Source organism: Colwellia sp. MB02u-14, assembly GCF_014076915.1.
Lineage (GTDB): Bacteria > Pseudomonadota > Gammaproteobacteria > Enterobacterales > Alteromonadaceae > Colwellia_A.
The window spans coordinates 21593-47168 of sequence record NZ_JACGUX010000089.1 but is presented as its reverse complement, the minus strand read 5'-3'; the positions used below and the strand labels follow the sequence as shown (position 1 = coordinate 47168).

At 37.4% G+C, this 25576-nt stretch carries 23 protein-coding genes; 7 read left to right on the top strand and 16 right to left on the bottom strand.

Going from position 1 to position 25576, the window contains the following annotated elements:
* Positions 1 to 107: 107 nt before the first annotated feature.
* The 10 genes from H4J52_RS19315 to pspA all read right to left on the bottom strand — a co-directional run bounded on the left by H4J52_RS19315 (position 108) and on the right by pspA (position 8995).
* Positions 108 to 965, bottom strand: coding sequence for a DUF3014 domain-containing protein (locus tag H4J52_RS19315; protein ID WP_182180188.1), 858 nt, complete (start codon positions 963 to 965; stop codon positions 108 to 110).
* Between the two features lie 147 nt (positions 966 to 1112).
* Positions 1113 to 1766 (bottom strand): maleylacetoacetate isomerase, encoded by a 654-nt coding sequence (gene maiA, locus H4J52_RS19310; protein ID WP_182180186.1) that lies wholly within the window; start codon positions 1764 to 1766, stop codon positions 1113 to 1115.
* Positions 1767 to 1801: 35 nt separating this feature from the next.
* A complete protein-coding gene (gene tyrR / locus H4J52_RS19305; RefSeq protein ID WP_182180184.1) occupies positions 1802 to 3352 on the bottom strand; it encodes a transcriptional regulator TyrR in 1551 nt (516 codons plus the stop codon).
* A gap of 112 nt (positions 3353 to 3464) precedes the next feature.
* Positions 3465 to 3803 carry a 4a-hydroxytetrahydrobiopterin dehydratase gene (locus H4J52_RS19300; protein WP_182180182.1) on the bottom strand — a complete coding sequence of 113 codons (339 nt, stop codon included), beginning with the start codon at positions 3801 to 3803 and terminating at the stop codon, positions 3465 to 3467.
* Between the two features lie 9 nt (positions 3804 to 3812).
* Positions 3813 to 4625, bottom strand: coding sequence for a phenylalanine 4-monooxygenase (gene phhA, locus H4J52_RS19295; protein WP_182180180.1), 813 nt, complete (start codon positions 4623 to 4625; stop codon positions 3813 to 3815).
* A gap of 230 nt (positions 4626 to 4855) precedes the next feature.
* A complete protein-coding gene (locus tag H4J52_RS19290) occupies positions 4856 to 5899 on the bottom strand; it encodes a YcjF family protein (RefSeq protein ID WP_182225405.1) in 1044 nt (347 codons plus the stop codon).
* 60 nt (positions 5900 to 5959) lie between these two features.
* Positions 5960 to 7390 (bottom strand): YcjX family protein, encoded by a 1431-nt coding sequence (locus H4J52_RS19285; RefSeq protein WP_182180176.1) that lies wholly within the window; start codon positions 7388 to 7390, stop codon positions 5960 to 5962.
* Between the two features lie 225 nt (positions 7391 to 7615).
* Positions 7616 to 8062, bottom strand: a complete 447-nt coding sequence (gene pspC, locus H4J52_RS19280; protein ID WP_182180174.1) for an envelope stress response membrane protein PspC — start codon at positions 8060 to 8062, stop codon at positions 7616 to 7618.
* On the bottom strand, positions 8059 to 8271 hold the full coding sequence (pspB, locus tag H4J52_RS19275; protein ID WP_182180172.1) for an envelope stress response membrane protein PspB: 213 nt from the start codon (positions 8269 to 8271) through the stop codon (positions 8059 to 8061). The genes pspC and pspB overlap by 4 nt, the downstream gene beginning before the upstream one ends.
* Before the next feature lie 52 nt (positions 8272 to 8323).
* A complete protein-coding gene (gene pspA / locus H4J52_RS19270) occupies positions 8324 to 8995 on the bottom strand; it encodes a phage shock protein PspA (RefSeq protein WP_182180170.1) in 672 nt (223 codons plus the stop codon).
* A gap of 191 nt (positions 8996 to 9186) precedes the next feature.
* Here pspA and pspF point away from each other — a divergent pair, with 191 nt between their 5' ends.
* Genes pspF through H4J52_RS19240 form a run of 6 tightly spaced genes read left to right on the top strand, consistent with a single transcriptional unit; the run spans position 9187 to position 15600 of the window.
* Positions 9187 to 10278 carry a phage shock protein operon transcriptional activator gene (pspF, locus tag H4J52_RS19265; protein ID WP_182180168.1) on the top strand — a complete coding sequence of 364 codons (1092 nt, stop codon included), beginning with the start codon at positions 9187 to 9189 and terminating at the stop codon, positions 10276 to 10278.
* 49 nt (positions 10279 to 10327) lie between these two features.
* A complete protein-coding gene (locus H4J52_RS19260; RefSeq protein ID WP_182180282.1) occupies positions 10328 to 11914 on the top strand; it encodes an ABC transporter substrate-binding protein in 1587 nt (528 codons plus the stop codon).
* Position 11915: 1 nt separating this feature from the next.
* Positions 11916 to 12944, top strand: a complete 1029-nt coding sequence (locus H4J52_RS19255) for an ABC transporter permease (protein ID WP_182225404.1) — start codon at positions 11916 to 11918, stop codon at positions 12942 to 12944.
* Positions 12934 to 13827 (top strand): ABC transporter permease subunit, encoded by an 894-nt coding sequence (locus H4J52_RS19250; protein WP_182180164.1) that lies wholly within the window; start codon positions 12934 to 12936, stop codon positions 13825 to 13827. The genes H4J52_RS19255 and H4J52_RS19250 overlap by 11 nt, the downstream gene beginning before the upstream one ends.
* Positions 13827 to 14816 carry an oligopeptide/dipeptide ABC transporter ATP-binding protein gene (locus H4J52_RS19245; protein ID WP_182180162.1) on the top strand — a complete coding sequence of 330 codons (990 nt, stop codon included), beginning with the start codon at positions 13827 to 13829 and terminating at the stop codon, positions 14814 to 14816. Before H4J52_RS19250 ends, H4J52_RS19245 begins: the two co-directional genes overlap by 1 nt.
* Position 14817: 1 nt before the next feature.
* Positions 14818 to 15600: an ATP-binding cassette domain-containing protein gene (locus H4J52_RS19240; RefSeq protein ID WP_182225403.1), complete on the top strand. Its 783-nt coding sequence runs from the start codon at positions 14818 to 14820 to the stop codon at positions 15598 to 15600.
* Between the two features lie 94 nt (positions 15601 to 15694).
* Here the strand turns inward: H4J52_RS19240 and yeiP are convergent, their stop codons facing one another.
* From yeiP to H4J52_RS19220, 4 genes are all read right to left on the bottom strand, one after another.
* A complete protein-coding gene (gene yeiP / locus H4J52_RS19235; RefSeq protein WP_182180158.1) occupies positions 15695 to 16267 on the bottom strand; it encodes an elongation factor P-like protein YeiP in 573 nt (190 codons plus the stop codon).
* Positions 16268 to 16470: 203 nt separating this feature from the next.
* Positions 16471 to 18870, bottom strand: a complete 2400-nt coding sequence (locus tag H4J52_RS19230; RefSeq protein ID WP_182225402.1) for an ABC transporter permease — start codon at positions 18868 to 18870, stop codon at positions 16471 to 16473.
* Positions 18860 to 19567: an ABC transporter ATP-binding protein gene (locus H4J52_RS19225; protein ID WP_182225401.1), complete on the bottom strand. Its 708-nt coding sequence runs from the start codon at positions 19565 to 19567 to the stop codon at positions 18860 to 18862. Before H4J52_RS19225 ends, H4J52_RS19230 begins: the two co-directional genes overlap by 11 nt.
* Positions 19560 to 20837, bottom strand: a complete 1278-nt coding sequence (locus H4J52_RS19220; RefSeq protein ID WP_182225400.1) for an HlyD family secretion protein — start codon at positions 20835 to 20837, stop codon at positions 19560 to 19562. The genes H4J52_RS19225 and H4J52_RS19220 overlap by 8 nt, the downstream gene beginning before the upstream one ends.
* A gap of 360 nt (positions 20838 to 21197) precedes the next feature.
* Here H4J52_RS19220 and H4J52_RS19215 point away from each other — a divergent pair, with 360 nt between their 5' ends.
* Positions 21198 to 21668, top strand: coding sequence for a hypothetical protein (locus H4J52_RS19215; protein ID WP_182225399.1), 471 nt, complete (start codon positions 21198 to 21200; stop codon positions 21666 to 21668).
* A gap of 203 nt (positions 21669 to 21871) precedes the next feature.
* Here H4J52_RS19215 and H4J52_RS19210 read toward each other — a convergent pair whose 3' ends face one another.
* On the bottom strand, positions 21872 to 22792 hold the full coding sequence (locus tag H4J52_RS19210; protein ID WP_182180148.1) for a M14 family metallocarboxypeptidase: 921 nt from the start codon (positions 22790 to 22792) through the stop codon (positions 21872 to 21874).
* A gap of 199 nt (positions 22793 to 22991) precedes the next feature.
* Positions 22992 to 25532, bottom strand: coding sequence for an exo 1,3/1,4-beta-D-glucan glucohydrolase (locus H4J52_RS19205; RefSeq protein WP_182180280.1), 2541 nt, complete (start codon positions 25530 to 25532; stop codon positions 22992 to 22994).
* Positions 25533 to 25576: the final 44 nt, after the last annotated feature.

Genomic DNA, 25576 nt, shown 5'->3' with positions numbered 1-25576 from the left:
ATTATGGCTAAAGATTTAGCTTGATGCAAGCCCTAGTTATATAAATAAAGTTGTTCGCTTGTTTTTTAAACATATAAGCAAGTAAACAACTAATTTATCACCTATATCTATGAACCTTGACGCGCTAACCGCTCATTAATTTCTAATAAGACTGACTTAATAACGAGTAAGTTTTCTTTTCCTAAACGAAGCAGGAGTTTGTCTGCATCATCGAGTGCTTCTACTTGCTCGTCTTTATAACGAAACATTACACTTGGACGAACTAAATCTAATGATTCCTTTGGAATTTCCATATCGAGTACTTTAGTAATGGCATCATGTAATACATCAGTAAAGTTGTCCTCTGGATAACCTAGCTCAGCATAAGCTTGGTCTATCAAGGGTTTCATTTCAAAGTACCACTGCACCAGTGTTTCACTGTCAAATGATCTCAATAAATCGACATAGAGTGTGAATCTCTGTGTTGTAGACTCATTCCATTTCCAATCGGTAGTTGTGCCATTATTAATTTCATTAGCTGAAAATTTAGTACTAGGTTTAACAAGAGGGCTGTGTGCGTACGCAAGATTTCCTTGCGCAAAGTTGTCGGTAAAAACAACAAAACGACGAACCATATCTTTATTAATCACGAGTTTTAAAAGCTCTTTACGCCAGGTATAGTTTGGTAATTTTTCTTGTACCCAAACGTCACTCTCATCTAAGCTGGGTAATATAATCTCGGGGATAGTTTCAACAAAAGGTTCAGGTTCTACCACAGCTGCGATTTCTGGTTCAACTGACTCTTTTTCAGGTATTGGCTCGGCAGCAATTTCAGTCTTAATAACAGGTGTTATAGTAACATCGGCTATTTTTTCTTGTTCAGTGGATGAAATATACAACCAAGATAGACCTGCTATCACTATAACAATAATTACGGCAATAATGCCCCAAGAGGTTTGTTTACCTTTTTGCGCTTGATCTTCCATAGGTACCTATAATTCAATTTATCTTAAGAAAAAATGATAATAACTCATTGCAACGCGTTTTCATGTCAGTTGCAAGGGAAATACGTGATCTAAAATAACTTTTATTCAAGATTAAGTTTTATACTTTATATTGCCATTACACAATAATTATAAAATAGCATCTTCTTGATTTTCAGGCATTGCTTTTATAAAAGCAGGTAACTGATTACAACGTTCAACAATAGCATTAATAAGCGGAAATGCTGACATGTCTACCTTGAATCGATTAGCATTATAAACCTGGGGAACAAGACATAAGTCGGCAACGGTTACATGGTCGCCATAACAATATTCTCCTGAGACCTTTTGAAGTTTTTCTTCAAATGCAGCAAAGCCAAGGCACATCCAGTGTGGCCCCCAGGCTGATTTATTAACATCATCAACACCCAGCGTTTTCACTAAATATTGTTGAACACGAAGATTAGTTACTGGGTGAACCTCACAAGCAATATCTAAAGCAAGTGCTTGTACCTGAGCTTTATCAACTATACTTTCAGGATAAAGCGCAGGTTGTGGCTGTTTACTCTCTAGGTAATCAAGTATAGCTATACTCTGATTTAACACCAGCTCACCATCAAGCGTGTCGTCAATTAATGTCGGTACTAAATGTGTTGGGTTCAATGCAACATATGCTTCACTGTGTTGCTCCCCTCCGTTGTTAACTAAATGGACAGGAACAGATTCACAATCGATATTTTTTAAATGCAGAGCGATTCTTACTCGATAAGCTGCGGATGACCGCCAATAGCCAAAAAGTCTCATTTTATCTCTCTCTCTTCGTTATATTTATGAATTATTTATATTTTTACAGTTTTTTTGTTAATATCGTATTCACGTAATTTATTCGCAATTGCGGTATGACTTAAACCTAGTTTTTTAGCAAGTTGTCGTGTGCTTGGGTAGGCTGGGTATAGTTTTCTCAATAGATTAGCTTCAAAACCTTTAACCGCAGCATCTAATGTGCCTACAAACTCTTGTTCTAAGTAGCCATGTTCACGTGTATACGCTGGTAATTGCAAATGAGAGGTCATCACGATACTCCCTTCCATTAACGATACAGCGCGGATTAGAACATTCTCAAGTTGGCGAACATTTCCAGGCCAAGGATAGTGTTCGATAAAATCTCGACAATCATCAGACATAGTAACAATGGTTTTACCAATGCGTTGACCAAATTTCACAATAAAAAACTCTGCCAGTGGAATAATGTCAGAACGTCTATCACGTAAAGAAGGTATATTTAGGCCAAGTACATTGAGTCGGTAATATAGATCTTCTCTAAATTGACCTGCAGAGACCATATTAAGTAAGTCACAGTTTGTTGAACTGATGATCCTAACATTTACTCTTATTTCGGCTTCATCATTAACGCGGCGAAAAATACCATCTTGAATAACGCGTAGCACTTTAGTTTGTAATTTTGGCGACATTTCTCCCACTTCATCAAGGAAGATAGTGCCACCATCTGCTGATTCGAATAATCCCCGTTTTGCTTTAATATCACCTTGTGAACCCGCACCAAATAGCTCGGTTTCTGCTGCGTCATCAGGCAATGCGGCACAACTTAAGGTCATAAAAGATTTATTGCTGCGATCGCTGGCTGCATGGCATGCATGAGCTAAAAGTTCTTTACCTGTACCTGTTTCACCAACAATGAGCATTGAAGAGTCGAGTAACGCCATACGTTTTGCTTCACGAATAACTTTGCGCATAGTGCCACTACTCGCTTGAATGCCTGCAAAATTATTTTCATTAGCTTGTTTAAAAGCACTTATTTGCTGACCTAAACGCGCTTCTGATTTTAGAATTAATACCGCTCCTGCCAATACAGGTATTCCGCTTTGATCTGTGACATGGATAGGCATTATATCAGCTACAAAATCATCATCTTGAAACTTTAATCGGCGAGTTTGTGCAAGGACTTCATCGGCATCTAACCAACGGTTAAAATTAAAACCTTTCAGCCAATTACTGACATTATCACCAACGATCTCGTGCTCCTTACATCCCATAATACCGGCAGCAACCGTGTTAACAATACGAATATCACCCTTTGCATCGATAGAAATAAAGGGGTCGGGGAACGTTTTAATCAGGGTTGCTAGCTCATTTCGCTCACGTTCAGATGGCATAAAAGGTGTGGTTTTTACATCATTAACACCTTCAATTAAGCGCAAGCGCGGCATAAAAGTTTGTAACTCGCTAAATGCTAAATCAGGGATATTTATAAAAATTTCTCCTGGCTGTTTTAGTTCGATACCACGTAAATTTATCTTATGTTCAACAAATATTTCTAATACTTCTTGTGCAATGCCAACTCGATCACAACAAACAATTTCTAAACGCATTTACCTTACTCTACTATAGCCAAGTGTACCTATTTGCTATTGTAAACTATTTTGTACAACAAAAAAAAGCCCCCTGAGGTAGGAGGCTGTTATTATCTAATGTAAGCAAATATTACAAAAGTTTATCGGTTTTTGCTGCACAAATAAAATCATTACGGTGTAGCCCTTTAATAGCATGCGTCCACCAAGTTATTTTCACTTTGCCCCACTCTAATAAAATAGCAGGATGATGAAACTCTTCCTCAGCTAATTCAGAAACTTTATTTGCAAATGCCCATGATAACTTGTAATTTTTAAACTTATATTCACGCTCAAGCATCATGACACCATCACGAACTTCAGGGATCCAATCAGGTATTTGTGACAATAATACCGGTAATTCTTCATCGCTAACTTGTGGCGCGCCTACTTGGCATGCTTCACATTTTTGTACAGATAATTGCTCAGTCATCTCTTTTCCTTAACTTTCATTATTAATTTCTTTTGCCGGAAACTTGGCTGGATATAAGCCTAACGCTTTTGCTTGCTCAACCAACTCCATAATATCAGACACTTCATATTTTCTAAGATTGTCTAAATCACTCACTTTATTCAACATATAATAAATAGGCTGAATAACATCAATTCGATAAGGTGTTCTTAATACATCAAGTATTTCGAGTTTTTCACGCACTACATGCTCATTTTCTGTGGCATGAATCGTTTCACTGGGTGAAGATAAAATACCCCCACCATAAATTTTAATACCTTCTGGGGTATCCAATAAACCAAACTCAACGGTGAACCAATATAAACGAGCTAGAAAGACTCTTTGCTCTTTCGTTGCATTCAAGCCCATTTTTCCATAAGCCTCAGTAAAATCGGCAAAAGACTTATTGGTTAACAAAGGACAATGGCCAAATATTTCATGAAAAATATCAGGTTCTTGTAAATAATCAAACTCTTCTCTGCTACGGATAAAAGTAGCAACGGGGAATTTCTTCTCTGATAGCAGCTTAAAGAAGGCACCAAAACCAATCAATGCAGGTACTGGCTCACACTGCCAACCGGTTGTTTCTTTAAGCACTTTACTGACTTCTGCAAGTTGTGGAATCCGGTCATGTGGTAAATTTAATAATTTTGAACCAAATTTATATTCGTCACACGCTTTGTCTTCAACACATTTTAATTGACGAGTGATCAATTCTTGCCAGACGCTATTTTCTTCATCTGACCAATGAATGTGACCATTTTCATCAGCAACTCGCGAAATATACTTCGTCGCCATCCCCATGATATTACCTTATTTTAATTTCTATCATCATTCACTAACCAATGAGTGAGCAATGTTCTTTACTGATAATAAAACAAGCTTGCTGGGAAAAATACCAAACGCCAACTGGCTATTATTTAGCCAGACAATAATAGCGTATAGAAAAAATTACAAAAATGTAAATATAAAAACAATGGCTAATTAAATCATAGAGATAAAAACAAGTCATTTAAGGTTCGCACAGATTAAAACTACCTGATTAGTAACTTTTTTACTTGACTGAGTATTTTTTTTCTCACTTGAGCTACTTTGGGTGTGTTTTCTTCAAAAGGAATAGGCCGACAAAGCTTAATGGTTTGGATCCCTAAACGTGACGTTAGCATACCCGCACCGAGCCCTTGCGCCATTCGCGCAGATAGTTTTCCTAACAGTTCAGCCCCAACCAAATCAGCGCCTAGATCAATCACTAACTCGCTTGCGCCAGCGTAAGCCATATTAACAAATATCTGTTTAATTAATTTGATCCTACTCCAATAGCCGATTTTTAAACCATAAAGAGCGGCAATTTTGTCTATCATGCGTAAGTTCCGCCAAAACATCAGCATCATATCAACAAGTGCAATCGGACTTAACGCAACTAATACCACCGCCTCAGTTGAAAACTTAGCCACTTCAGCAAGCGCTTTTTCATCCACCTTTGTTAAGACTTCACGAGAGTATAATTGCAGTAGCTCTTCGTCACTGTATTCTTCTTTAATCAATGATTGCCAGCTTTTTTCATGTTCAGACATTAAGTCACAAGGTAAATTGGCTGAAATACTTTCACATAATGCTTTTGCATTAACCTTACTGTTTGAACCTAATTCAGCTGATAATATGTTTTGGGCGTTAGCTTTCGTACGTTGCTGCCTTTTGAATTGCCTTAGCGCTGAATATTCTCGTATTGCCGTGGAACCAACGACCACTGATAAGCCAAATAACAGAACGCCATACATCGCGGCTAATATCGGCGATTGGGCAAAACCCTGTTGAAAAAAATTAAACGTTTCTACAATAACAACGCCTGCAAAAACACTGCCAATAACCCGCCATAGCCAACGAGGCTTTGATTTTTCTTTCGGGTTGTCATCATTTAAATAACCTTGCTTTACTAGCGATAAGTCTTCTATTGCTTGCCAGTCGTCATTACCTACAATGACTTGTTGCCCGTTTGCAGGTAGATTATTAGTCTTTGTGATTAACTCATCATTTTCAAAAAGAATTTGCTGTTGATATTTTTCATCAAGTTCATTCAATTATTTTATCTCCGAGTAAAAACCACATCACTTGATCCATATGAATTATTTGAGGGTCTATCATCTCATTTTATCTCCGAGTAAAAATTGCATTACTTGATCCATACGCAGATGAGGTAGGCACTCATGCTGGCCAACAGGTTCTAAAGGAGCAAATTTTATATAGTTAAAAGTCTCTTTCTGCCAAAAATCTTGCTCGGGTAATTTACTCGGTACCGCGCCAGGAAAAACGGTAATAAGTTCACCGTTTTCAGAACGTTTGCCGCGAAGTACCGGAATGTCTTGTCCCTGATAACGACTCGTACCTGCTTGTGTCGTTTTAACGGATGCGAGTGCCAGCGTTTTCATTTCTATCACATCATAATTTAACTGATGCTTAGTTTGATAAACCAACTGGTCGAGTAAGCGCACTAAATTCTTATGTTGCTCAGGTGTCACATGATCCGCTTTAGTCGCAGCAAATAATAATTTATCTATTTTGGGTGCGAACAATCGAGAGAACAAACTGCTTTGACCATAACTGAAACTTTCCATGATCATAGTCATTGCCATTTTCAAATCAGCAAAACTATCAGGGCCATTGTTCAGTGGTGTTAAACAGTCAGCCAAGACAATTTGTCGGTCGAAATGAACAAAGTGTTCTTTATAAAAAGCTTTAACAACGCGCTCTTTGTATTCGATAAACCTTGCTCTTAACATGCCTATTAAGCAATCGTCACTGGCATTTTGATAAGCATTTTTATCTATTTTCTCAAAGTGTGTAAAAGGAAAAAACTGCAAAATAGGGGCATCTTCTAATTCACCCGGTAAAATAAAGCGACCTGGCTGAATAACCGACATACCTAGTTCGTGGCGAAAGTGTAATAAAAGCTGAGTATATTCTTTGGATAGATCAGCCAGCATTTGCTCATCAACGGTTGCAAAGGGATCTATTTGATTAATTTTCTCGATAAAACTTTCAGCTGATTTAAATCTTGGCTCGGTAAGTAATAATGCGGTTGTTTGTTTTGACCACTGTTCAAACGTTTGATTTAACATCGGTAAATCAAGTAACCATTCTCCTGGATAATCGGTAATATCAAGGTATAAAGTTGCAGTATCACTCGCATATTTCAATAGAGAATCTTTTGGCTTATAGCGAATAGCTAAACGCATTTCACTGATACCGTGGGTAGGTTCAGGCCATGTTGGCTCAATTTGTGAAAACGCTGTCATAGCGCGGTCATATTCAAAGCGGCCAATATGTAAGTGTTTTTGAGGAACTCTTTTTGCCGCAATAAATCGCCCTTGATGAACAACATTAAAAAAACCTAATTGTGAGTTATTACCTTCATTAACAAGTTGATTGACTAAAGAAGTAATAAAGGCTGTTTTTCCACTACGACTAAGCCCTGTCACTGCTAAGGTAACATGTTGGTCAAGCGTTCGATTAAATAAGTCATTTGCTTTTTGTTTTAATTTATTTAAGTTTTTTTTATTTATAAGTGCCATGGATTATCTTACAGAAAGTTATAAACCTGTTACAACTCAAGATACAGGTTTCAAAGTGCTTGAGCAATTTCAATTCAAGGCACAGCCATAAAAGGTAGTTATTTAGCATATGTAACAACAACGATGAGTCAGGTTATCTGGCCCTTTTTCAATGAAACTAAAAATGATTTAATACCGTGTCAACTCGTAAAAAAGCGGCAAATGCCGCTTTTTATTTGAGTATATTTACAGCTTATTAATTTCTTGCGAAACAGTAAACTCTGGTGAGGTCACATAATGTTCCATCGCACGTACTTCTCTTTCTAATGATTTAAATTTTTGCCTAATATCTTGAAAAGCTTGCTTTGGTGGCTCTCCTGACTGCCAAATACGAGACTTTACTTTAATTGATTCAGAGGAAAGTTCAGCTTCTGCAGAGTCCCTTGGTGATGCATATTGAGAGTGAGTTTGTTGATTTTTTTTATTCAATGTCCCTGGCTTTTTATCCAAAATAAACCAGCCAGCAATGTAAATAACAATAAACCATCCCATACCTAATAAAACACCTGACACAACCAAAATGCGCACTAACCATGTTTCCCAACCAAAGTAATCAGCTAAGCCAGCACAGACACCTGCAATTTTTCCTTGGCTTGAATTTCGGTATAATTCACCTCGACGCTTGTCTGTCATACCTTATTCCTCCAGTCTGGTGTTTCAGCATCTAAAATGGCTTCAAGCGTTTTAATTCTATCGGTCATTTTATCCGCTAATTCGGAGAGTTCTGATAATTGCTTGTACTCTTCCTCACTAAAACCTTGGGTTATTTGACGTTTACTTCGGTAATGTAAAATCAACCAAATAGGGGCAACCAGTAGCATAAAAATGATGACTGGAATCATAATAAGTTGTTCCACGATACTTCTCCTTATTCGTTATTCAATACAAACTAAATTACTTAGTTTTCTTCTCTGATTTCATTCTAGCTTTTAATTGTGCTAATTCATCGTCAATATTTTCATCAGATTCTAAGTCAGCAATTTCATCGGCTAACGATTTGCTGCCTAAATCAAGAGATTCAACTTGTGATTCAATGTCATCAATTTTACGTTCATAACTATTAAAACGACTCAATGCGTCATTAACGCGGTCACTATCGATATTCTTTTTAACCTTTAAGCGAGAAGTTGCTGTTTTCTCACGCATGATTATCGCTTTTTGTCTCGCTTTCGCATCAGCTAGCTTTTCTTGTAACTGTGAAATCTCACTTTGTAACTTCGCAATATGGTCATCAACGTGTGTCAATTCATCTAAAAGTGATACTGCGTTTTCCCCACACTTTTTCTTTTCGATTAACGCAGATCTTGCTAAGTCTTCTCGGCCTTTACTTAACGCTAACTCTGCTTTTTCCTGCCATTGTTGTTCGTCTTTTTCAAAACGACTAGCTTGGCGAGCTAAATCTTTCTTATCCGCTAAAATTTTAGCTGATGAAGAACGCACTTCAACTAAAGTGTCTTCCATTTCTTGAATGATCAATCTAACCATTTTTGCAGGATCTTCTGCTTTATCTAACAGGTTGTTAATATTCGAATTAATAATATCTGTAAACCTAGAAAAAATACCCATAATAACTTCCTCATTCAATTATTTTATTTAATTTTGCTAATATGCTTTATTCATGTTCTGCGCCAAGTTTTATTATTAACTTAACCCTCTGTTTTAAATAAAGTTATTATAATTAAAAAAAACACTTCAAACCTGATGATTAATAAAATACACTATTTGTTAGTGAAATAAACCAATTATTAGGTCAAGCGATGTCGCGTTTTAACCAAAAGGATAATCTTCTTGGACAAGCAAATAATTTTCTTGAAGTTTTAGAGCAAGTATCACAAATAGCTCAACTGAGTAAACCGGTGCTTATTATTGGTGAAAGAGGTACGGGTAAAGAGCTTATAGCTGCTCGTCTCCATTACTTATCTAAACGCTGGGATCAAAATTATTTAAAGCTTAATTGCGCAGCATTAAATGAAAACTTATTAGAAACAGAGCTCTTTGGTTACGATAGTGGCGCATTCACCGGTGCAGGAAAACGCCATGAAGGTCGTTTCGAGCGAGCAGACAACGGCACATTGTTTCTAGATGAAATAGCCAATACGTCGGGTCTGATTCAAGAAAAACTCTTAAGAGTTGTTGAATATGGAGAATTTGAACGCGTTGGGGGATCAAGAACTATTCGCACAAATGTTCGTTTAATTGCCGCAACAAATGAAGACTTACCCACGTTAGCGGATGCGGGTGAGTTTAGAGCAGATTTACTAGACCGCCTTGCCTTTGACGTTATCACCCTACCGCCACTTCGTGAACGTATTGAAGACATACTTTTGTTGGCTGAAAGCTTTGCGATTAATATGGCCCGAGAGTTAGAATTTGAGCTTTTTAGTGGTTTTACCGAAAAAGCAAAGCGTTCAATGCTTGAATATCATTGGCCAGGTAATGTGCGTGAATTGAAAAATGTTGTTGAACGAAGTGTTTACCGTTGTAATAATCCACATTTACCCGTTCATGATCTTGTTATTGACCCCTTTGAATCGCCCTATCGACCTTCTCAGCGTATCAAAACTCAAGATAGAGTAACGGTACCCGTTCAAAATATTGATGAAAGTAATAGCGAAAAGAAATGCAAAGAAATCATTCAGCAACAGTTGCCAGTCAGCAAATCTTTAGCGTTTCCTTTATCATTAAAAGACCTCTCACAGGATTATGAGATTGACCTAATTCAATCCGCTTTAGAGAATTGCCAATATAATCAAAAGAAAACTGCCGATGCACTCAAATTAACCTATCATCAACTAAGAGGTTATTTAAAGAAATATAACTTATTAGAAAGTGCTGTAGACGAAGGGTAGTTAAGTTTATATGTCGATATTCGCTGTTAGAAAACGCTCATTGAAGGCCATGTTCTTGCCCATTTTATGCCTAGTTTCGGCATGTAATGTCGACAAGGATCAATCACTGAGTGACCATAGTATTGTCTATTGCTCAGAAGGCTCTCCAGAAAGTTTTAACCCACAAACGGTTACCTCAGGTACAACGGTTGATGCAACCTCAAATCAATTGTATAACCGATTAATTTCATTTCGGGGTGAAGATAACACCATCGCACCATCGCTTGCTAAGTCTTGGCATGTGACACGTGACGGTAAAATGATCACTTTTTATCTACGTAAAGATGTCGCCTTTCATCAAACAGATTATTTTACACCAACACGATTCTTCAATGCTGATGACGTACTTTTTAGCTTTAACCGAATATTATTACCTAAACATCCTTTTCATCAAGTTTCGGGGGGTAAATATCCCTTTTTTCAAAGTGTAAGCTTTTCTACTGTTGTTGAGAGTATTGAAAAAATCAATGACTATACCATTCGCTTTAAGTTTAAGTATGCTGACAGCTCAATTTTAGCCAATATAGCAAGTGACTTTGCCATTATTTTGTCAAAAGAATATGCTGATACATTAGTGTTAAAAAATATTAAGCGGGACATAGACACCTTACCTATTGGTACGGGTCCTTTTAAACTAAAAGAATATCGCCCTGGCGCCTATATTCGATTCGCAACCCATAAAAAATATTGGGATACGCCCAGTACACTTGAGCAACTTGTGTTTGATATAACCCCTAGTAACACTAGTCGATTAACAAAGTTATTGGCGGGTGAATGTGATGTTATTGCTTTTCCTATTGCCCATAAAAAAATAAAGAGTAAACCTCAATTACAGCTTGAAGCCGTCACGTCTTTTAATGTTGGCTACCTTGGTTTTAACACACTCAAACCGCCCTTTAATGATGTAAAAGTTCGACAAGCTGTCGCACTTGCAGTAAACAAACAAGCTATTATTGATACGGTTTATCGCTCAAAAGCTGATATAGCAAATAGTTTATTACCAAAAACTTCATGGGCTTATGACAAAAATACCCGGCCTCAAACTTACGATTTATCCCAAGCAAAAAAATTAATAATCGAAGCAGGTTTCCCTGATGGTTTTACCATGAATTTATGGGCTTTACCTGTCCAGCGAGCATACAACCCTGACGCTGTTACTATGGCAAAATTGATTCAAGCCGATCTAAAGAAAATAGGCATAAAAGTACTGATTGAAAACTCTCTCGATATGGGTTCTTTTCTGGAACAGTTGTCAAAAGGTGAACATCAAAGTGTATTATTAGGCTGGTCGGCAGATCACCCTGATCCTGATAATTTTTTTACCCCCTTATTAAGTTGTTCTTCGGCTAAGAGTGGTAACAACAGAACGTTTTGGTGTAATGAGGATTTTGACAACTTAATACAACAAGCCTTAGAAACGACTAATGTAGTTCAAAGAAAGCAGTTATATAGCCAAGCGTTGGCGATTATTTCTACTGAAGTGCCACTAATTCCCATTGCTCACTCCAAACGATTTCAAGCGAGAAAAAACATTGTGAAAGGCCAATTATTGTCTCCCTTTGGTGGTATCGACTTTAGTAAGGTGAGTAAAAACTGATATGCTGATATTTACGCTACGCCGCCTTAATTTATTTATTTTTACTTTATTTTTACTGACGTTGCTGTCTTTCAGCTTAAGTTTTCTCTTTCCTGGAGACCAATTAATTAATATTTCTGGTCAAGTCAATGCAACACCTAAACAACTCATTGTTTTAGCTGAACAATACCAAACTAGCAACAATATTTTTCAACAGTACTTTGCCTATATAAGTCATCTTTTTCAAGGTGACTTAGGCATTTCAATGGCGAGTCAATTATCTATTAGTACCGAAATCATGAGCTTTTTACCAGCAACGATAGAGCTTACCTTAGTAGCACTCTTTATTGCCATGCTGTTTGGTATTCCTATTGGCTTTATTGCTGCAATCAACCATCGTAAAGCAACCGATAATATAATTTTAAGTATCTCGATGATTGGTTATTCGATTCCTGTTTTTTGGTTAGGCTTACTCGCGATCCTCATTTTTTCTATCCAGTTAGGTTGGTTACCCTCAGCAGGTCAACTTAGTTTACTTTTTGAAATTGAACATGTTACTGGCATACAATTTATAGATATATTGTTAAGTGATAGTCCTTACAAGTGGCAAGCCTTTCAAGATGCAAGTGCTCATATTTTTCTACCCGCTTGTGTCATTGCCTTAGCGCCTGCGACCATATTTGTTCGCTTAGCCCGTACGGCAATGATGGATGTATTAGACAGCCAATACATTCGTGCCGCTAAAGCAAAAGGGTTAAGCTTTAAGCAAATCATTTATCATCACGCGATACGAAATGCCATGGTGCATGTTATTCGAGATGTTGGTTTACAATTCGCGAACTTAGTGACCATTGCAATGGTCACTGAAGTTATTTTTAGTTGGCCAGGTATTGGTCGTTGGTTAATAGAAAGTATCTTTCAACGAGACCACACCTCAATTCAAGGTGGGCTTTTAGTGCTTTCTAGTTTTATTTTTATCGTGCATATTGTCATCGATTTTATCTATGCAGCACTTAACCCGTTAGCAAGAGAGAGTCGTCATGGCACGTGATAAAATATATTTAGAGGAAGAGTTTCCTTCTCCCTTGCTACAGCTTTGGCATAACTTCAAAGAAACACCCGTGGTGATGATTGGCTTTAGTTGTTTTATTTTCTTAACCATATTAGCTCTATTCTCCCCTTTATTAACGCCCTATACATCGGTTGAAAATCACTTGGATTTTTTGCTGTTACCACCAGCCTGGAACGACGATGGCAACGTGAGTTTTTTATTAGGGACTGACAATTTAGGCCGAGATATGCTGTCCCGTTTAATGCACGGCACTTCACTCACCTTTGGTCTAAGCTTTGTAGTGGTACTTATCTCTTTAGGTATTGGCTTAGTGATTGGCTCTTTATCCGCGTTAACATCAGGCATAAAGTCGAGTTTTCTTAACCATTTTCTTGATGTCATTCTGTCTATTCCTTCTTTATTGCTTGCGATTGTCATTGTGGCTATTTTGGGGCCAGGCTTAAGCAACACCTTATGGGCAATAATAATAGTGTTGATCCCACAGTTTGTGCATATAACCCGTAATGCGGTTACCCAAGAATTCAGAAAAGATTATGTGCTCGCCTCTCGTTTAGATGGCGCAAGTTCATTTAGAATTTTATATCATTCCGTATTTCCAAATATTCTAGAGAAATTGATTAGCCAAGCAACACTGGCCCAGTCTGCAGCCATTCTTGATATTGCGGCTTTAGGCTTCCTAGGTCTTGGCGCACAAATTCCTATGGCTGAATGGGGCGCGATGCTAAAAAATGGTATTGATTTATTCTACATTGCCCCGTGGACAGTATATTTACCTGGGTTAGCGATTTTGTTTGCCGTGGTTGCAACCAATTTAGTCGGTGAAGGTATGAGACACGCACTTAAAGTCAGTAAGGAAGCTTAATGAATCTTTTAGATATTAGAAATCTTTCTATTGTGCTTAAATCGGCGACTAATCCTATTTTAGCTGTTGACCGTGTCAGTTTAACGATGAAAGAAGGCGAAGTTCGTGGATTAGTTGGAGAATCTGGATCAGGGAAGTCATTACTTGCACAAGCTATTATTGGCGTACTTGATGACAAGTGGCAAGTAGATGCAGATAGATTTCACTGGCGAGGCAAAGACTTGATGCGTTTATCGATAGATGAACGCAAAGCCATTATTTCAAAAGATGTGGCGATGATATTTCAAGAACCGATGGCCTGTCTAGATCCAACAATGACGATAGGAAAGCAGCTTACTGAGGCTGTTGATGGCGAGCAGTTAAGTGGTTATTTTTGGCAGAAAAACCGACAACGTAAAGAAACAGCCATGACTCTGTTGCATAAAGTGGGTATAAAACAGCACAAAATTTGTTTAAAAAAATATCCTCACCAGCTTAATGATGCTTTATGTCAGCGAGTGATGATCGCTATGGCGCTAGCTAAACGCCCTATTTTGTTGATTGCCGATGAACCGACTACGGCAATGGAAAGTACAAATCAAGGACAAATCTTTCGTTTGTTGGCCAGTTTGAATCAACTCAAAAATATGTCGATATTATTAATCAGCCATGATCTTGAAAATGTCACTCATTGGACAAATACCATTACAGTGATGTATAGCGGGCAATTTGTGGAGGCGGGAACCACTAAACATATATTTGAACAACCTTTCCATCCCTATACCCGCGCGCTTGTCGACAGTAGCCCAAAATCAAACAGGGGCTTACCTGCCAAATCGCGGCTCATGGCATTACCCGGTAGTATCCCTATTTTACAACATTTGCCTATCGGTTGTAGACTAGGACCTAGGTGCCCCAGAGCTCAACAAGAATGTGTAATAGCACCCAAAGTCACTAATTACCATGGACATCAGTTTAGTTGTCATTTTTCATTAAAGGACAGTTATTAAAATGCCGACACTCTTAGAGGTTAACAACTTAAGTAAATCTTTTAAATTGAACCGTAATTGGTTTGATAGAAAAGCCTTTACCGCATTAGAACCGATATCATTTGAAGTACAAGCCCACCAAACATTAGCTATTGTTGGTGAAACAGGCTCAGGAAAATCAACCTTAGCAAAGTTATTAGTAGGTGCTGAACTTCCCACTACGGGCAGTATTAAACTCAATGGGCAAACATTACAGCCGGGAGACTTTAAACAACGATGTCAGCATATTCGGATGATATTTCAAGACTCCGGTACAACGTTAAACCCAAGTTTAACCATCGGACAACTACTCAACGAACCTTTACTGCTCAATACAAAATTAAATGAAGAAGACCGTCACTGTTTAATTCGAGAAACATTACAAAAAGTAGGCTTACTGGCTGAACATATGAATTTTTATCCACACATGTTCTCTGGTGGTCAAAAACAACGTATATCGTTAGCTAGGGCTATAATACTGCAACCGCAGGTCATTATACTAGATGAAGCGTTAGCTTCACTAGACCCCTCTCTACGCTCACAAATGATTAACTTATTACTCGACTTACAAGAACAGATGGGACTCGCTTATATTTTAATTTCTCATAACTTAGGTATTGTTAGACATTTCAGCGATAAAATAATGGTCTTAAGTAAAGGGCAAGTGATGGAGATGGGCGAAACCTCGGTTATTCTGAAGAAGCCAAAACATCAATATACTAAAAAACTTATTTTAAACCAAAGATTTCAATTACTGCATAAGTAAAAAGTTAGCGTGTGTTAAATAGATTTTTAACAAAAATAAAGCCAGCGTAATGCTGGCTTTATACGTTAAATAATGAGTAAAACGGGTTAGCTATTTACTTTTCTGCGCGACCCATAAATTTACGTTCTTCTGTATTTACTTTAATTTTATCACCTGTAGAAATATGCTCAGGTACTTGAACCGTTAAGCCCGTAGATAAAATTGCGGGCTTAGTACGTGCTGTTGCTGACCCACCTTTTATAGACGGGTCAGTTTCTGTAATGACTAATTCAACACTTGGTGGCAAATCAACACCAACCGCAACACCATCAACAATAATCACTGACAAGCCCATGGTGTCTTCACAAATAAATAAAGCTTCTTCAGCAATACTCTCTTTATTTAGGTTATATGGCGTGTAATCTTCATTGTCCATAAATACATATTCGTCACCATCTATGTATGAAAACATAGCAGGACGACGGCTTAAGTCAGCAAAATTAAGCATATCTGAGTCTTTAAACGTCTCATCAATCTTACCGCCAGTGACTACGTCGTACATACGCATGCGATATAGACTACCACCAGCACGACCTTGAGGAACTGAACGCTCAATATCTCTTACAATAAATACTTTTCCGTTGTGCTCTACAGCAGCATTTTTCTTTATATCACTGGCCTTTGGCATTGATAATAATTCCTAAAATTAAATGTGGAGACAAATATCAAGAACTTCACAGGATAAAAATGTTTAGCTCGCCAATTTATCGACTTTTAATGATTATAAACTGAGGTTTAACGATTTCCAAGAGTTTCCCACACGCATGGTAACTATATATTTACCTGCCCCTGGTATTCTTCACTAATTTTGTATCAAAACACGGTGTTTTATTACTCTTGTTGTGTCAGTAAAGTGCTTATTGGCAAACGAATTAAAGTGATTATTGCACCACCACCAAAAAGTAAAACGAATAAGAACACTAAAAATGAACACGCTAAAAAACTGCTCATCAGCAGTAGCGAAATTGACAAGTAGCTTTGAGTTACACTTTCTAGGCTTTGCAAAACCATCCAGGCCATGGGTAACGCCATCGTTAAACTCAATAATAGTTTTTTAAAAATACGTAAAAATAACGCAGGTTGGTTAATACCTAATGCCAGCATCACCCCGTATTTATTTTTTTCTCTCATTAAATTTGCTTTAACCTGATAATACAAAGTTAAGGCGAGTAACACTAAAATAATAAGTGCCATAAAGCCACTGGTGACAAATAACAGCCGCCCCCCTAAATTCAAAGCAAATATTTGCGCTTTTAATGTTGATTGTAGTTGATATGGATTTACATTAACCGTTTCATGCTTTACCCAATTATTAATAACGTTTAATGCTTCTTGAGTTGACTTTTCTTTACTAAAAAAAATCGGTAACACTTTATAAATGATCATTGGATGGATATTCGCGTAATGCAGATAAACAACAGGGTTACCCTTTCCAACACCATGATGTGGCGCATTTTCGGTGATCATCGCAATCGGGTAATATGAAGCACTTGGAAATGAGTTTACCTGAATAGGCATACCGATAAGTGCAGATAAAGGTTGTTCTGCTGCAATCATTCCTTGAGATTTTAGTTGCTCAGCAAAAGCGATATTAATAGCAAAAGTGTTTTTAGTAAATATACCGTTTACCACAATAGGTATGTCTAATACCGAAAAGTAATTGCTAGAAACGTAAGTACCGCTGACATTAAAACCATCATTTGTAGCATCCGCTGTTAAGTTATAACTGAGGCTACTGTCATCTAAGTTAGTAAAGGGATTATAAGCGATAGCTAATTCAACCTGCTTTTGATTGCTCCAATCACCTTTTTTTTGTTGCTCACTCAGGTAAACTTGTGCATCTTTTATTTTGTTAGAGTTAAACGAAATAACAGCTGGGTTCACAAAATCTATTTGTTGTTTTTGCCATTCGCTGATAAAAACATTGGTCGTAAAAACAAAAGCTAAAGTAGCAATACACAGTTGTAACACTAAATTACCTTGAGAAAACAGGGTTTGTAACTTTGTTTTACTGCCTAGTGACGAGCGACTAAAGCTATTATTACGGTTTAGTTTCAATAGCGGCAATAAGGTACAGCTGAAAAAAAACAACTGAGAAATAACCAGTGATACAAACCAGTTAAACCAATTAAGTTCAAAATCGCTAGAGAAATAACGTTGATATAAAATCCCATCTTGTAAAATAGATTTAAGTAAAAAAATAAAAAAAATACTAAAGACCACAGAGGTTAATGCCATCATAAAATTTTCAGCAAGACAACGTTTTACTAAATCAGACACTTTAGCGCCTAGTGCTATTTTTAAAGAAAACTCTGCTTTTCGGTCAATCAATTGTTGGCTATATATTGAAAATATTGTACTAAAAATAATAAAACCAAAACTGGCGATCAAAAAAATTAATGTCCAACATTGAACGATCAATACTTTTTTTGCTTCAGGGTCTAATTCTATACCCGCAATTAACCACGGGGCATCATGCTCTTTAACAAATATCGCTTCATGATTAGGATAAGTGTCAATTTGCTCACGAAAATATTCTTGTAAATCAGTTGTATTTACTGATTTAGACAACTCTGCAAAACCAAAATAGTCAGGTTTACTGTTTAAAAAAGGTTTTGCATCGGGAATAAACTCTGGCACATAAAGCGATAAAAAACTGTCAGGCAGCCAAACATCCACTCTATACTGATTCACGTTATTCATATTGGCGGGCATAACTCCTGCGACCAATAATTTCTGCCCTTTTATTAGCAAAGTTTTACCAACAATATTATCTTGTCCATTAAGCTGATACTGCCAAAAAGCATCGCTAATGTAGACGTTGTTTTTTACAAACGAGTCGGCTGAAAAAGGCGCTGGCAGTTCCAGTAGTACAGGTAAGTTAGTTGAATAAAAAGCCAAAGATGTTTTTTGAAACGCTATATCGTTAACAGTAATGTTTTTTGTTTGAAAAGAAAGACTCGCGATATTGTTTACCGCTGGGTGCTTGTTAAGTAAGTCAATATTATAGCGTGTTTGCTTTTTTATTTGCCCTGAAATACCTATGGCGGCAATCGTGACTAAAGGCTTGGTATTTCCCACCCAGCTAGGGCTTTCATTATTTATCTCTCTGAATAAGTTAAGTGTTAAGCTAAAAAGCGCACAAAACAAAGCTAAGCCAAGCACTAAAGTAAACCATTTTAACCGTTGCCCTTGCCACTTGCGCCAACCGTAAACAATATCAAACAACATTTTGTAATCCTGTTGCTGGCGTTAACACTAATTTCCCGTCATTAATGCGATATATTTTTTGGCACTGCTCTGAAATTTCAGCGCTGTGGGTTATCAATAAAATAGTACAGTTTTCTTGATGAAATTCATGAAAAAGTTGCATCACTAACTCAGCGTTTTCACTGTCAAGATTACCTGTCGGTTCATCACAAAGCAGTATTTCTGGTTCGGTAATAAGCGCGCGAGCAATAGCGACACGCTGTTGTTGCCCCCCCGAAAGTTCACTTGGGAAACTACCTGATTTTTCGAGTAAGCCTACTTTTTTTAGTACGTTTGAAACTTTTTCACTGTATTGAGATTTTTTAAGCGTTTTATCAAAAGTTAACGGTAAAACAATATTTTCAGCAACGGTCATATCCCCAACTAAGTTGAAATTTTGAAAAATCCAACCGATATGCTTATTTCGTAATACAGATTTCTGAAAAGTAGATAACGTATCAATGGCTTGACCACATAATTGATAGTCCCCACTCGTTTGCTCGTCAAGTAAACCTAAAATCGACAGTAATGTAGATTTACCACTACCTGACGGCCCCACTATTGCGACCATTTCTCCAGGGAAAATACTAAAATCAACATTGTTTAACACTTGCTGTTTGTTATTGCCACGGCCAAAGACTTTACACAACTTATCCGTAGCAATAATGGGCTTACTCATAAACATGCTCCACGCTTATTTTATCTTGTAGACTTAACTGTGCTGGCATCGTCAATAAAATTTCATCTCCGATGTTGATATCAGACAAAATTTGCATAACGTCTTGAGTAATTTCGCCAATATTTACCTGCTGACGATAGAAGAAGCTGTCGCCTTTAGGGCGAACAAATAAGGTTTGCTCAGAGCCGGGTTTGACAATTAACACACTGCGTTTAGCTATAAACGTCTTTTCAATATTAACTATATTAACTTCACCGGTAACATCAATATTAGGCATGGCACTGTTCGGTAAAGCTTGTTTAAATTCTACATCTATTTTGACACTCCCATTAATAACCGTAGGTGCAATTCGGGAAATATAACCGACAATTTTTTCACCTTTAATAAACAGATTAACCGTTTGATTAAATCGAATTTTATCAGCTTCACTCGCACTAACAACGAGCTCTGCATATAAGCTTTTAGTATCAACCACGGTACCTAAGTGGCTACCCGCCATTATTTGCTGCCCTATTTCGAGCTTGTCATCTAACTGAATAAGAATACCCGCCATAGAAGCGGTAATTGACAGGTTATCAATGTCATTTTTTAGCATATCTACGGCTGATTGTGCACGCTTAATTCTATATGAGGCGGCCTTTCTGGTCGATTGATGCGTTTTTGTTAAAGTAGATAGTTTCTTAGTTTCAATATTGAGTTTTGTTTGCGCTTTGTTACGCTGCATTATTACTTTTTGCAACTTTAGCTCAGAAACCACATTGGTTTCTCGTAACTTGAGATTCGCTTTTAAATCAACATCATTGATAGAAAGATCGGCTTTAGCCAATTCAATATCAGCTTCTTGCTGAAAATAGGCAAGTGATAATTCAGCAGAGAGTTTCTCAATTTTTGCTTGTTCTTCTAATAAATCTAACTGACTATTTTGATAAGCTTTAATGAGCTTGGGATTTGTCAACGTAAGGATAGTTGCGCCTTTTTCTAACTTAGCGCCAGGCCTTAATTGAATATCGCTAATATGGCCTTGACTCATCGCGATAATACCGCGACGAACTTTGGCTTTAAGTCGACCATAGGTGTCGACATTGACCTTAATTTGACCGTATTTAATCACACTAATTTGTGCTTGAGTTTGTAAACGCTCTGCTTTGTCACTTTTATTGTTATCAGCATAAATCTGCCATAAAACCAAAAGACAGCAGATGCCAATGAAAAACGCTAACCCAAATAACCCTCGTTTTTTGTTATTTTGATCGGTGGGGATAGTAAGCATTCTTTATAAAATCCTTTTATTATTAAAAGTAATCGCACTGATATTGTTGCCTTACCGTTAAAGTACCCTAACTTTCGTTTAAGCACAACATGTTGACTTAAAGTAAATATATAGTTAACTTGTAATTTATTAAATGATGCAAATACGATATTTATCATCAATCAAGCTCGGCTGTATTTTATAATTAATCGGTAAACAAGCTTTATAAAAATTCAGTGAATCGGCTTTATTGTTGTGCAAAAATTTAAACTTAGTGGTTTTATTGTATTTATGAGCGCGTTATCAATGTTAAGTTCTGAGTTATCGCATATAGAGATGAATATATTTATTTTTAAATTATTTTATAAAAGGAATTACCTCATGAAATGTTTCATCAGTTTGATTGTTATCTTATTGTTCAGCCACTCAGCCATTGCGCAACAACCTGTAACTATCGCAAATGATATATTTAACGTTTATAAACTTCATGGTGAAGTTGCAGGTAAGCCGCCTATCCCTGCGTTATTTATTTATGATAGCCAAACGCAAAAAATAATGTCCCCACAAAAAGTATTGAACATTTTTTCAAGAGACAAAACGTTAACAACAATGGCGGTAAAAGGTATCACCGTTTTCACAAAAACAACCTCAACAGCTACAATTAGCCAAACTGAGTTAGAAAAAGCATCACGATTTATTAGTATAGATACTCGCTATGTCGCCTTTTTTCATAATATGGGACAAGGTATGGCTGCAGGCTTCCCTGAATTCCCAGAATTACTGGCCGCAGAAAAAGCTATTATTAAACACCTAAGCGCACAAGATGACGTGAGCTTATACACCTTGATGTGATTGTTATGGATAGATTAACGTTTTGAGCATTTACCAATGATATATATTGTTGGGTAATGTAGTTATACATGGTTTTAAGAACAACAGGTTTTGGCAGACTTGCTTAACAGTAAAAATAAGTGGCTAAGCTAATGGTACGAACTAAACATGGTAATAATGCTTAGTTCGCTAATATTAATGTTAGTAAAACACTAAATCATGAGTTAAGTATTTTTTAAAACATAATCTAAACCGCCGGTAATAGCGGCAACTTGTGCAAGATTACAATTCTCAGCATCTGATGAAGGGCTGTCTGGATAAACCTCTGTTGTGGTCATGTATTTAGCATCTGTTAAGCCCATGCATAAACCTAAATCGCGTGCCGCGTAATTAATAACACCTACCTGCTCAAGTGGTACGCCAATTAATTTACCACTTTCGTCTGCTGGCGCTATATGGGTGACTTTCTCAACGGCATCAATAATAGCCTTTTGAAAACCTATTTCTGGATCAACGCTATTCGCAACTAAATAAAAGCCATCTGGTATATCCCAGGCTTTTTGCTCTATCGCATCGCGCGCAGCAAGTGCCGGTCGGAAGGTTGAATTATCGGTATCCGTGGTTTCGTGTAAATCAATATGAACAAAAATATCAGTCTTGAGCTCAGCAACATATTTCATTATTGCTGCAGACTCCTCTGCGGGGCTATTTTGATAAAAAGAACGGTTTGGATCTATCGCTTTAGTGTTCCAACGGTTAACGGTTTCATAACCCCAAGGGCTAATACAAGGTGCCACTATAATATTGAAATGTTCAGCATATTGATTAGCTTTGGTTTCAACAAAACATAATGCGCCTTGCACACCACTGGTTTCATAGCCGTGAACACCACCCGTTACTAAAACTGTTTTTTTATTGTCATCCCAGTTTTTTGTTTTAATAACAAATAAAGGGTAGCGGTTTTCATCAAGTGAAAGTGCGCCATACTGTTGCACATCAAGATCTGTTTTTAATACGATTATTTTTTCAACCACTTCACTTTGGTATGAACGTTTAAGGGTTTGTGCTTCAAACCATTGAGTGTTTTCAGTTTCAGTCCATTTTTGACCCGGCGTGCCGATTGGATAGTTTTCTTCTTGATTCATTTTATTTTCTTTTGATGTTTTTAGATTAAGACCAAGTTTACACGGAGAAAGAAGTAAGGGTAAGCGTTAGATAATTAAATAACTTCAGCTATTGTTAAGTAGTCAGCCTATAGCTGAAGTAAAAAAAAGGGTAAAACTAACAATGTTAGTTTTACCCTTTTAGCTTGTTTTTATAAGGGTCCTTATAAAGGACTCTTTTTTAAAGGCAGTTAGAGACGGTATTTTCGACTTTACTTGCCGTTAAACGAATATGGTTAATAGACAAATTAACCATACCTTGGGTGCGAAGTTCAAAAGGCATAGCCACTTTACTGAGCTGAACACCTTTATCAGCGAAGCAATGTAAACTTATTGATATATCTTGCCATTCACCTAACGGTAAACTGGCAAGTTCTTTTTGAATATCAATACGCGCCTGACAACTTGATTGAGTATCACCAATAGTTTCGCAGTTCATCGACACATAAACAGGCTGGTCAATATTACTGTCTCTCAGCACAGTGAAAGTTAATGTTGCATTTCTTTCAAGCTCAGAAGATAAGTCTTCTCTAAACCCGTTACCACTAATGAATTTTACTCCAACGTTTTTGTTACCTGTCGATTCAAGGCGAAAAGAATCTTCTTGAACAAGCTTATCAACGGTTCGATAAGATATACCAGGGAGTGACTTACTATTGGCATCTATTTCAGTTGCTTGTTGATCTGAAACTAATAACATTTTCCATGGTTCTACTGCTTTTCCCTTAAATATATCGGTATCATGATTGGTATTCATCACCGCATCAGACTTTTCAGATAAGTCACCCAATAAAGTATCATCATCGTTATAAGTCAAACCATAGCCATAAGGAAATAAGGGTTGGTAGACATCGTCAAATCGATTAACAATTTGGGTAGGCGATTTAGGCCAAGAAAATGACAATTTTCCTTTAAAGTCATGTTTTACCTTAGCACTTTTATCTGTTAATAAAACATCAGCAACAGCCTTACCTTCTGAACCAGGTAACCATGCTGCCACAAAAGCATCGCTGGCATTAATCTCTGCATTTACCCACATAGGTCGACCACTAACAAAAACGGCAACAACAGGTATCCCTTTTGCTTTAAGCGATTTTAGTAACGCTAAATCTTTTTTATTACCGCGCTGATACTCTAAGTTATCGATGTCGCCATGACCTTCTGCATATGGCTCTTCGCCAAAAACGACAATCGCCACGTCAGGTTTTTCAGTATAGCTACCATCAACGCTTAGTGTCGTTTGACCACCCGCGTCATTGACCCTTTTTTCAATGCCTGAATAAATAGAAGATGCATCCGGAAAATCAGCATTTTTATTACCTGTACCTTGCCAAGTAATTGTCCAACCACCTGATTGCTTACCAATATTATCAGCAGCATCGCCAGCGACTAAAACATGTTGGTTTGGTGATAGTGGTAATAGGTGATTTTTATTTTTCAACAAGACTAAAGACTCACGAACAGCTTGTTGCGCAACATCGCGATGTGCCTTTGCACCGATTAAAGCCGTTTTACCTGAAAGGACACGATTGGCAGGGCTTGGTTTTTCAAAAAGTCCGGCACGTACTTTTACGCGTAAAACACGAGTAACCGCATCGTCTATGCGCGATTGAGCAATCACGCCTTTGTTGACTTGCGCGATAATATTTTCATAAAGTGGTTTCCATGCATCGGTTGGCACCATAAAAACATCCAAACCGGCATTAACCGCTTGTGAACAACTTTCATTTACACAGCCTTTTACTTGTCCGTGACCATTCCAATCACCGACTATAAAACCGTCAAAACCCATTCTATTTTTTAACACGTCGGTCAAAAGATACTTATGTCCGTGTACTTTATCTCCGTTCCAACTGTTAAAAGAAGCCATTACAGATTGAGCACCCGCCGTTAAGCCGCCAACATAACCTTGTGCGTGAATAGTAAATAGTTCTTGCTCTGAAACTAAATTATCACCTTGGTCGTCACCATATTGGGTACCACCGTCACCAATAAAATGCTTAACGGTGCTAATAACCCGTTTATTACCTAAAAAGTCTTTATTAGCATGGCCTTGTAAGCCTTTTACAATAGAAGCAGAATAAGTACGCACGATTTCAGGATCTTCAGAATACCCTTCATAAGTACGCCCCCAACGATCATCTCTCACAACAGCAACGGTTGGTGCAAAAACCCAATCAATTCCTGTCACCATAACTTCGGTCGCCGTTATTTCAGCTATTTTTTCAATTAGATCAGGATTGTTTGCCGCCCCTAAACCAATATTGTGTGGAAATAGCGTTGCTCCAACAACATTGTTATGACCATGTACAGCGTCAGTTCCCCACATAGTAGGAATAGTTGAACCGTCTACTGAATCATCAATTGACGCTTGATACATTTTCTCAGCTAAAGAAATCCAATCAGCAGGTGTAGAATGTTTATTATTATTTGGAAACGCACCACCACCATTTAGATAAGAGCCAAAACCATAGGTACGCATATCTTCAACAGTAATATCGCGAATTTCAGGTTGTATCATCTGTGCAACTTTTTGTTGCAAGGTCATTTCTGCGAGTAAACTTGCCACCCTAGCTTCGATGTTATCGTCTTTTTTAACTTCACTTTCAAGCTTAGGCCAAATATTATCTGTTTTATTTTCTTCAATAGATTGAGCACTTGCATCCGTTGAACGCGTAACTGATGACTGACCACACCCCAAAATAAAGAGAGGTAACGCCATAAAAATCAGGCTTTTTGTTTTTAATTTATAATATTTCATCTTTG

Bases quoted from the DNA above. Each gene is read 5' to 3' on its own strand.
- H4J52_RS19315 (WP_182180188.1), bottom strand. From the start codon at position 965: ATGGAAGATCAAGCGCAAAAAGGTAAACAAACCTCTTGGGGCATTATT.
- maiA (WP_182180186.1), bottom strand. From the start codon at position 1,766: ATGAGACTTTTTGGCTATTGGCGGTCATCCGCAGCTTATCGAGTAAGA.
- tyrR (WP_182180184.1), bottom strand. From the start codon at position 3,352: ATGCGTTTAGAAATTGTTTGTTGTGATCGAGTTGGCATTGCACAAGAA.
- H4J52_RS19300 (WP_182180182.1), bottom strand. From the start codon at position 3,803: ATGACTGAGCAATTATCTGTACAAAAATGTGAAGCATGCCAAGTAGGC.
- phhA (WP_182180180.1), bottom strand. From the start codon at position 4,625: ATGGGGATGGCGACGAAGTATATTTCGCGAGTTGCTGATGAAAATGGT.
- H4J52_RS19285 (WP_182180176.1), bottom strand. From the start codon at position 7,390: ATGGCACTTATAAATAAAAAAAACTTAAATAAATTAAAACAAAAAGCA.
- pspC (WP_182180174.1), bottom strand. From the start codon at position 8,062: ATGACAGACAAGCGTCGAGGTGAATTATACCGAAATTCAAGCCAAGGA.
- pspB (WP_182180172.1), bottom strand. From the start codon at position 8,271: ATGATTCCAGTCATCATTTTTATGCTACTGGTTGCCCCTATTTGGTTG.
- pspA (WP_182180170.1), bottom strand. From the start codon at position 8,995: ATGGGTATTTTTTCTAGGTTTACAGATATTATTAATTCGAATATTAAC.
- pspF (WP_182180168.1), top strand. From the start codon at position 9,187: ATGTCGCGTTTTAACCAAAAGGATAATCTTCTTGGACAAGCAAATAAT.
- H4J52_RS19260 (WP_182180282.1), top strand. From the start codon at position 10,328: ATGTTCTTGCCCATTTTATGCCTAGTTTCGGCATGTAATGTCGACAAG.
- H4J52_RS19255 (WP_182225404.1), top strand. From the start codon at position 11,916: ATGCTGATATTTACGCTACGCCGCCTTAATTTATTTATTTTTACTTTA.
- H4J52_RS19250 (WP_182180164.1), top strand. From the start codon at position 12,934: ATGGCACGTGATAAAATATATTTAGAGGAAGAGTTTCCTTCTCCCTTG.
- H4J52_RS19245 (WP_182180162.1), top strand. From the start codon at position 13,827: ATGAATCTTTTAGATATTAGAAATCTTTCTATTGTGCTTAAATCGGCG.
- H4J52_RS19240 (WP_182225403.1), top strand. From the start codon at position 14,818: ATGCCGACACTCTTAGAGGTTAACAACTTAAGTAAATCTTTTAAATTG.
- yeiP (WP_182180158.1), bottom strand. From the start codon at position 16,267: ATGCCAAAGGCCAGTGATATAAAGAAAAATGCTGCTGTAGAGCACAAC.
- H4J52_RS19230 (WP_182225402.1), bottom strand. From the start codon at position 18,870: ATGTTGTTTGATATTGTTTACGGTTGGCGCAAGTGGCAAGGGCAACGG.
- H4J52_RS19225 (WP_182225401.1), bottom strand. From the start codon at position 19,567: ATGAGTAAGCCCATTATTGCTACGGATAAGTTGTGTAAAGTCTTTGGC.
- H4J52_RS19220 (WP_182225400.1), bottom strand. From the start codon at position 20,837: ATGCTTACTATCCCCACCGATCAAAATAACAAAAAACGAGGGTTATTT.
- H4J52_RS19215 (WP_182225399.1), top strand. From the start codon at position 21,198: ATGAAATGTTTCATCAGTTTGATTGTTATCTTATTGTTCAGCCACTCA.
- H4J52_RS19210 (WP_182180148.1), bottom strand. From the start codon at position 22,792: ATGAATCAAGAAGAAAACTATCCAATCGGCACGCCGGGTCAAAAATGG.
- H4J52_RS19205 (WP_182180280.1), bottom strand. From the start codon at position 25,532: ATGGCGTTACCTCTCTTTATTTTGGGGTGTGGTCAGTCATCAGTTACG.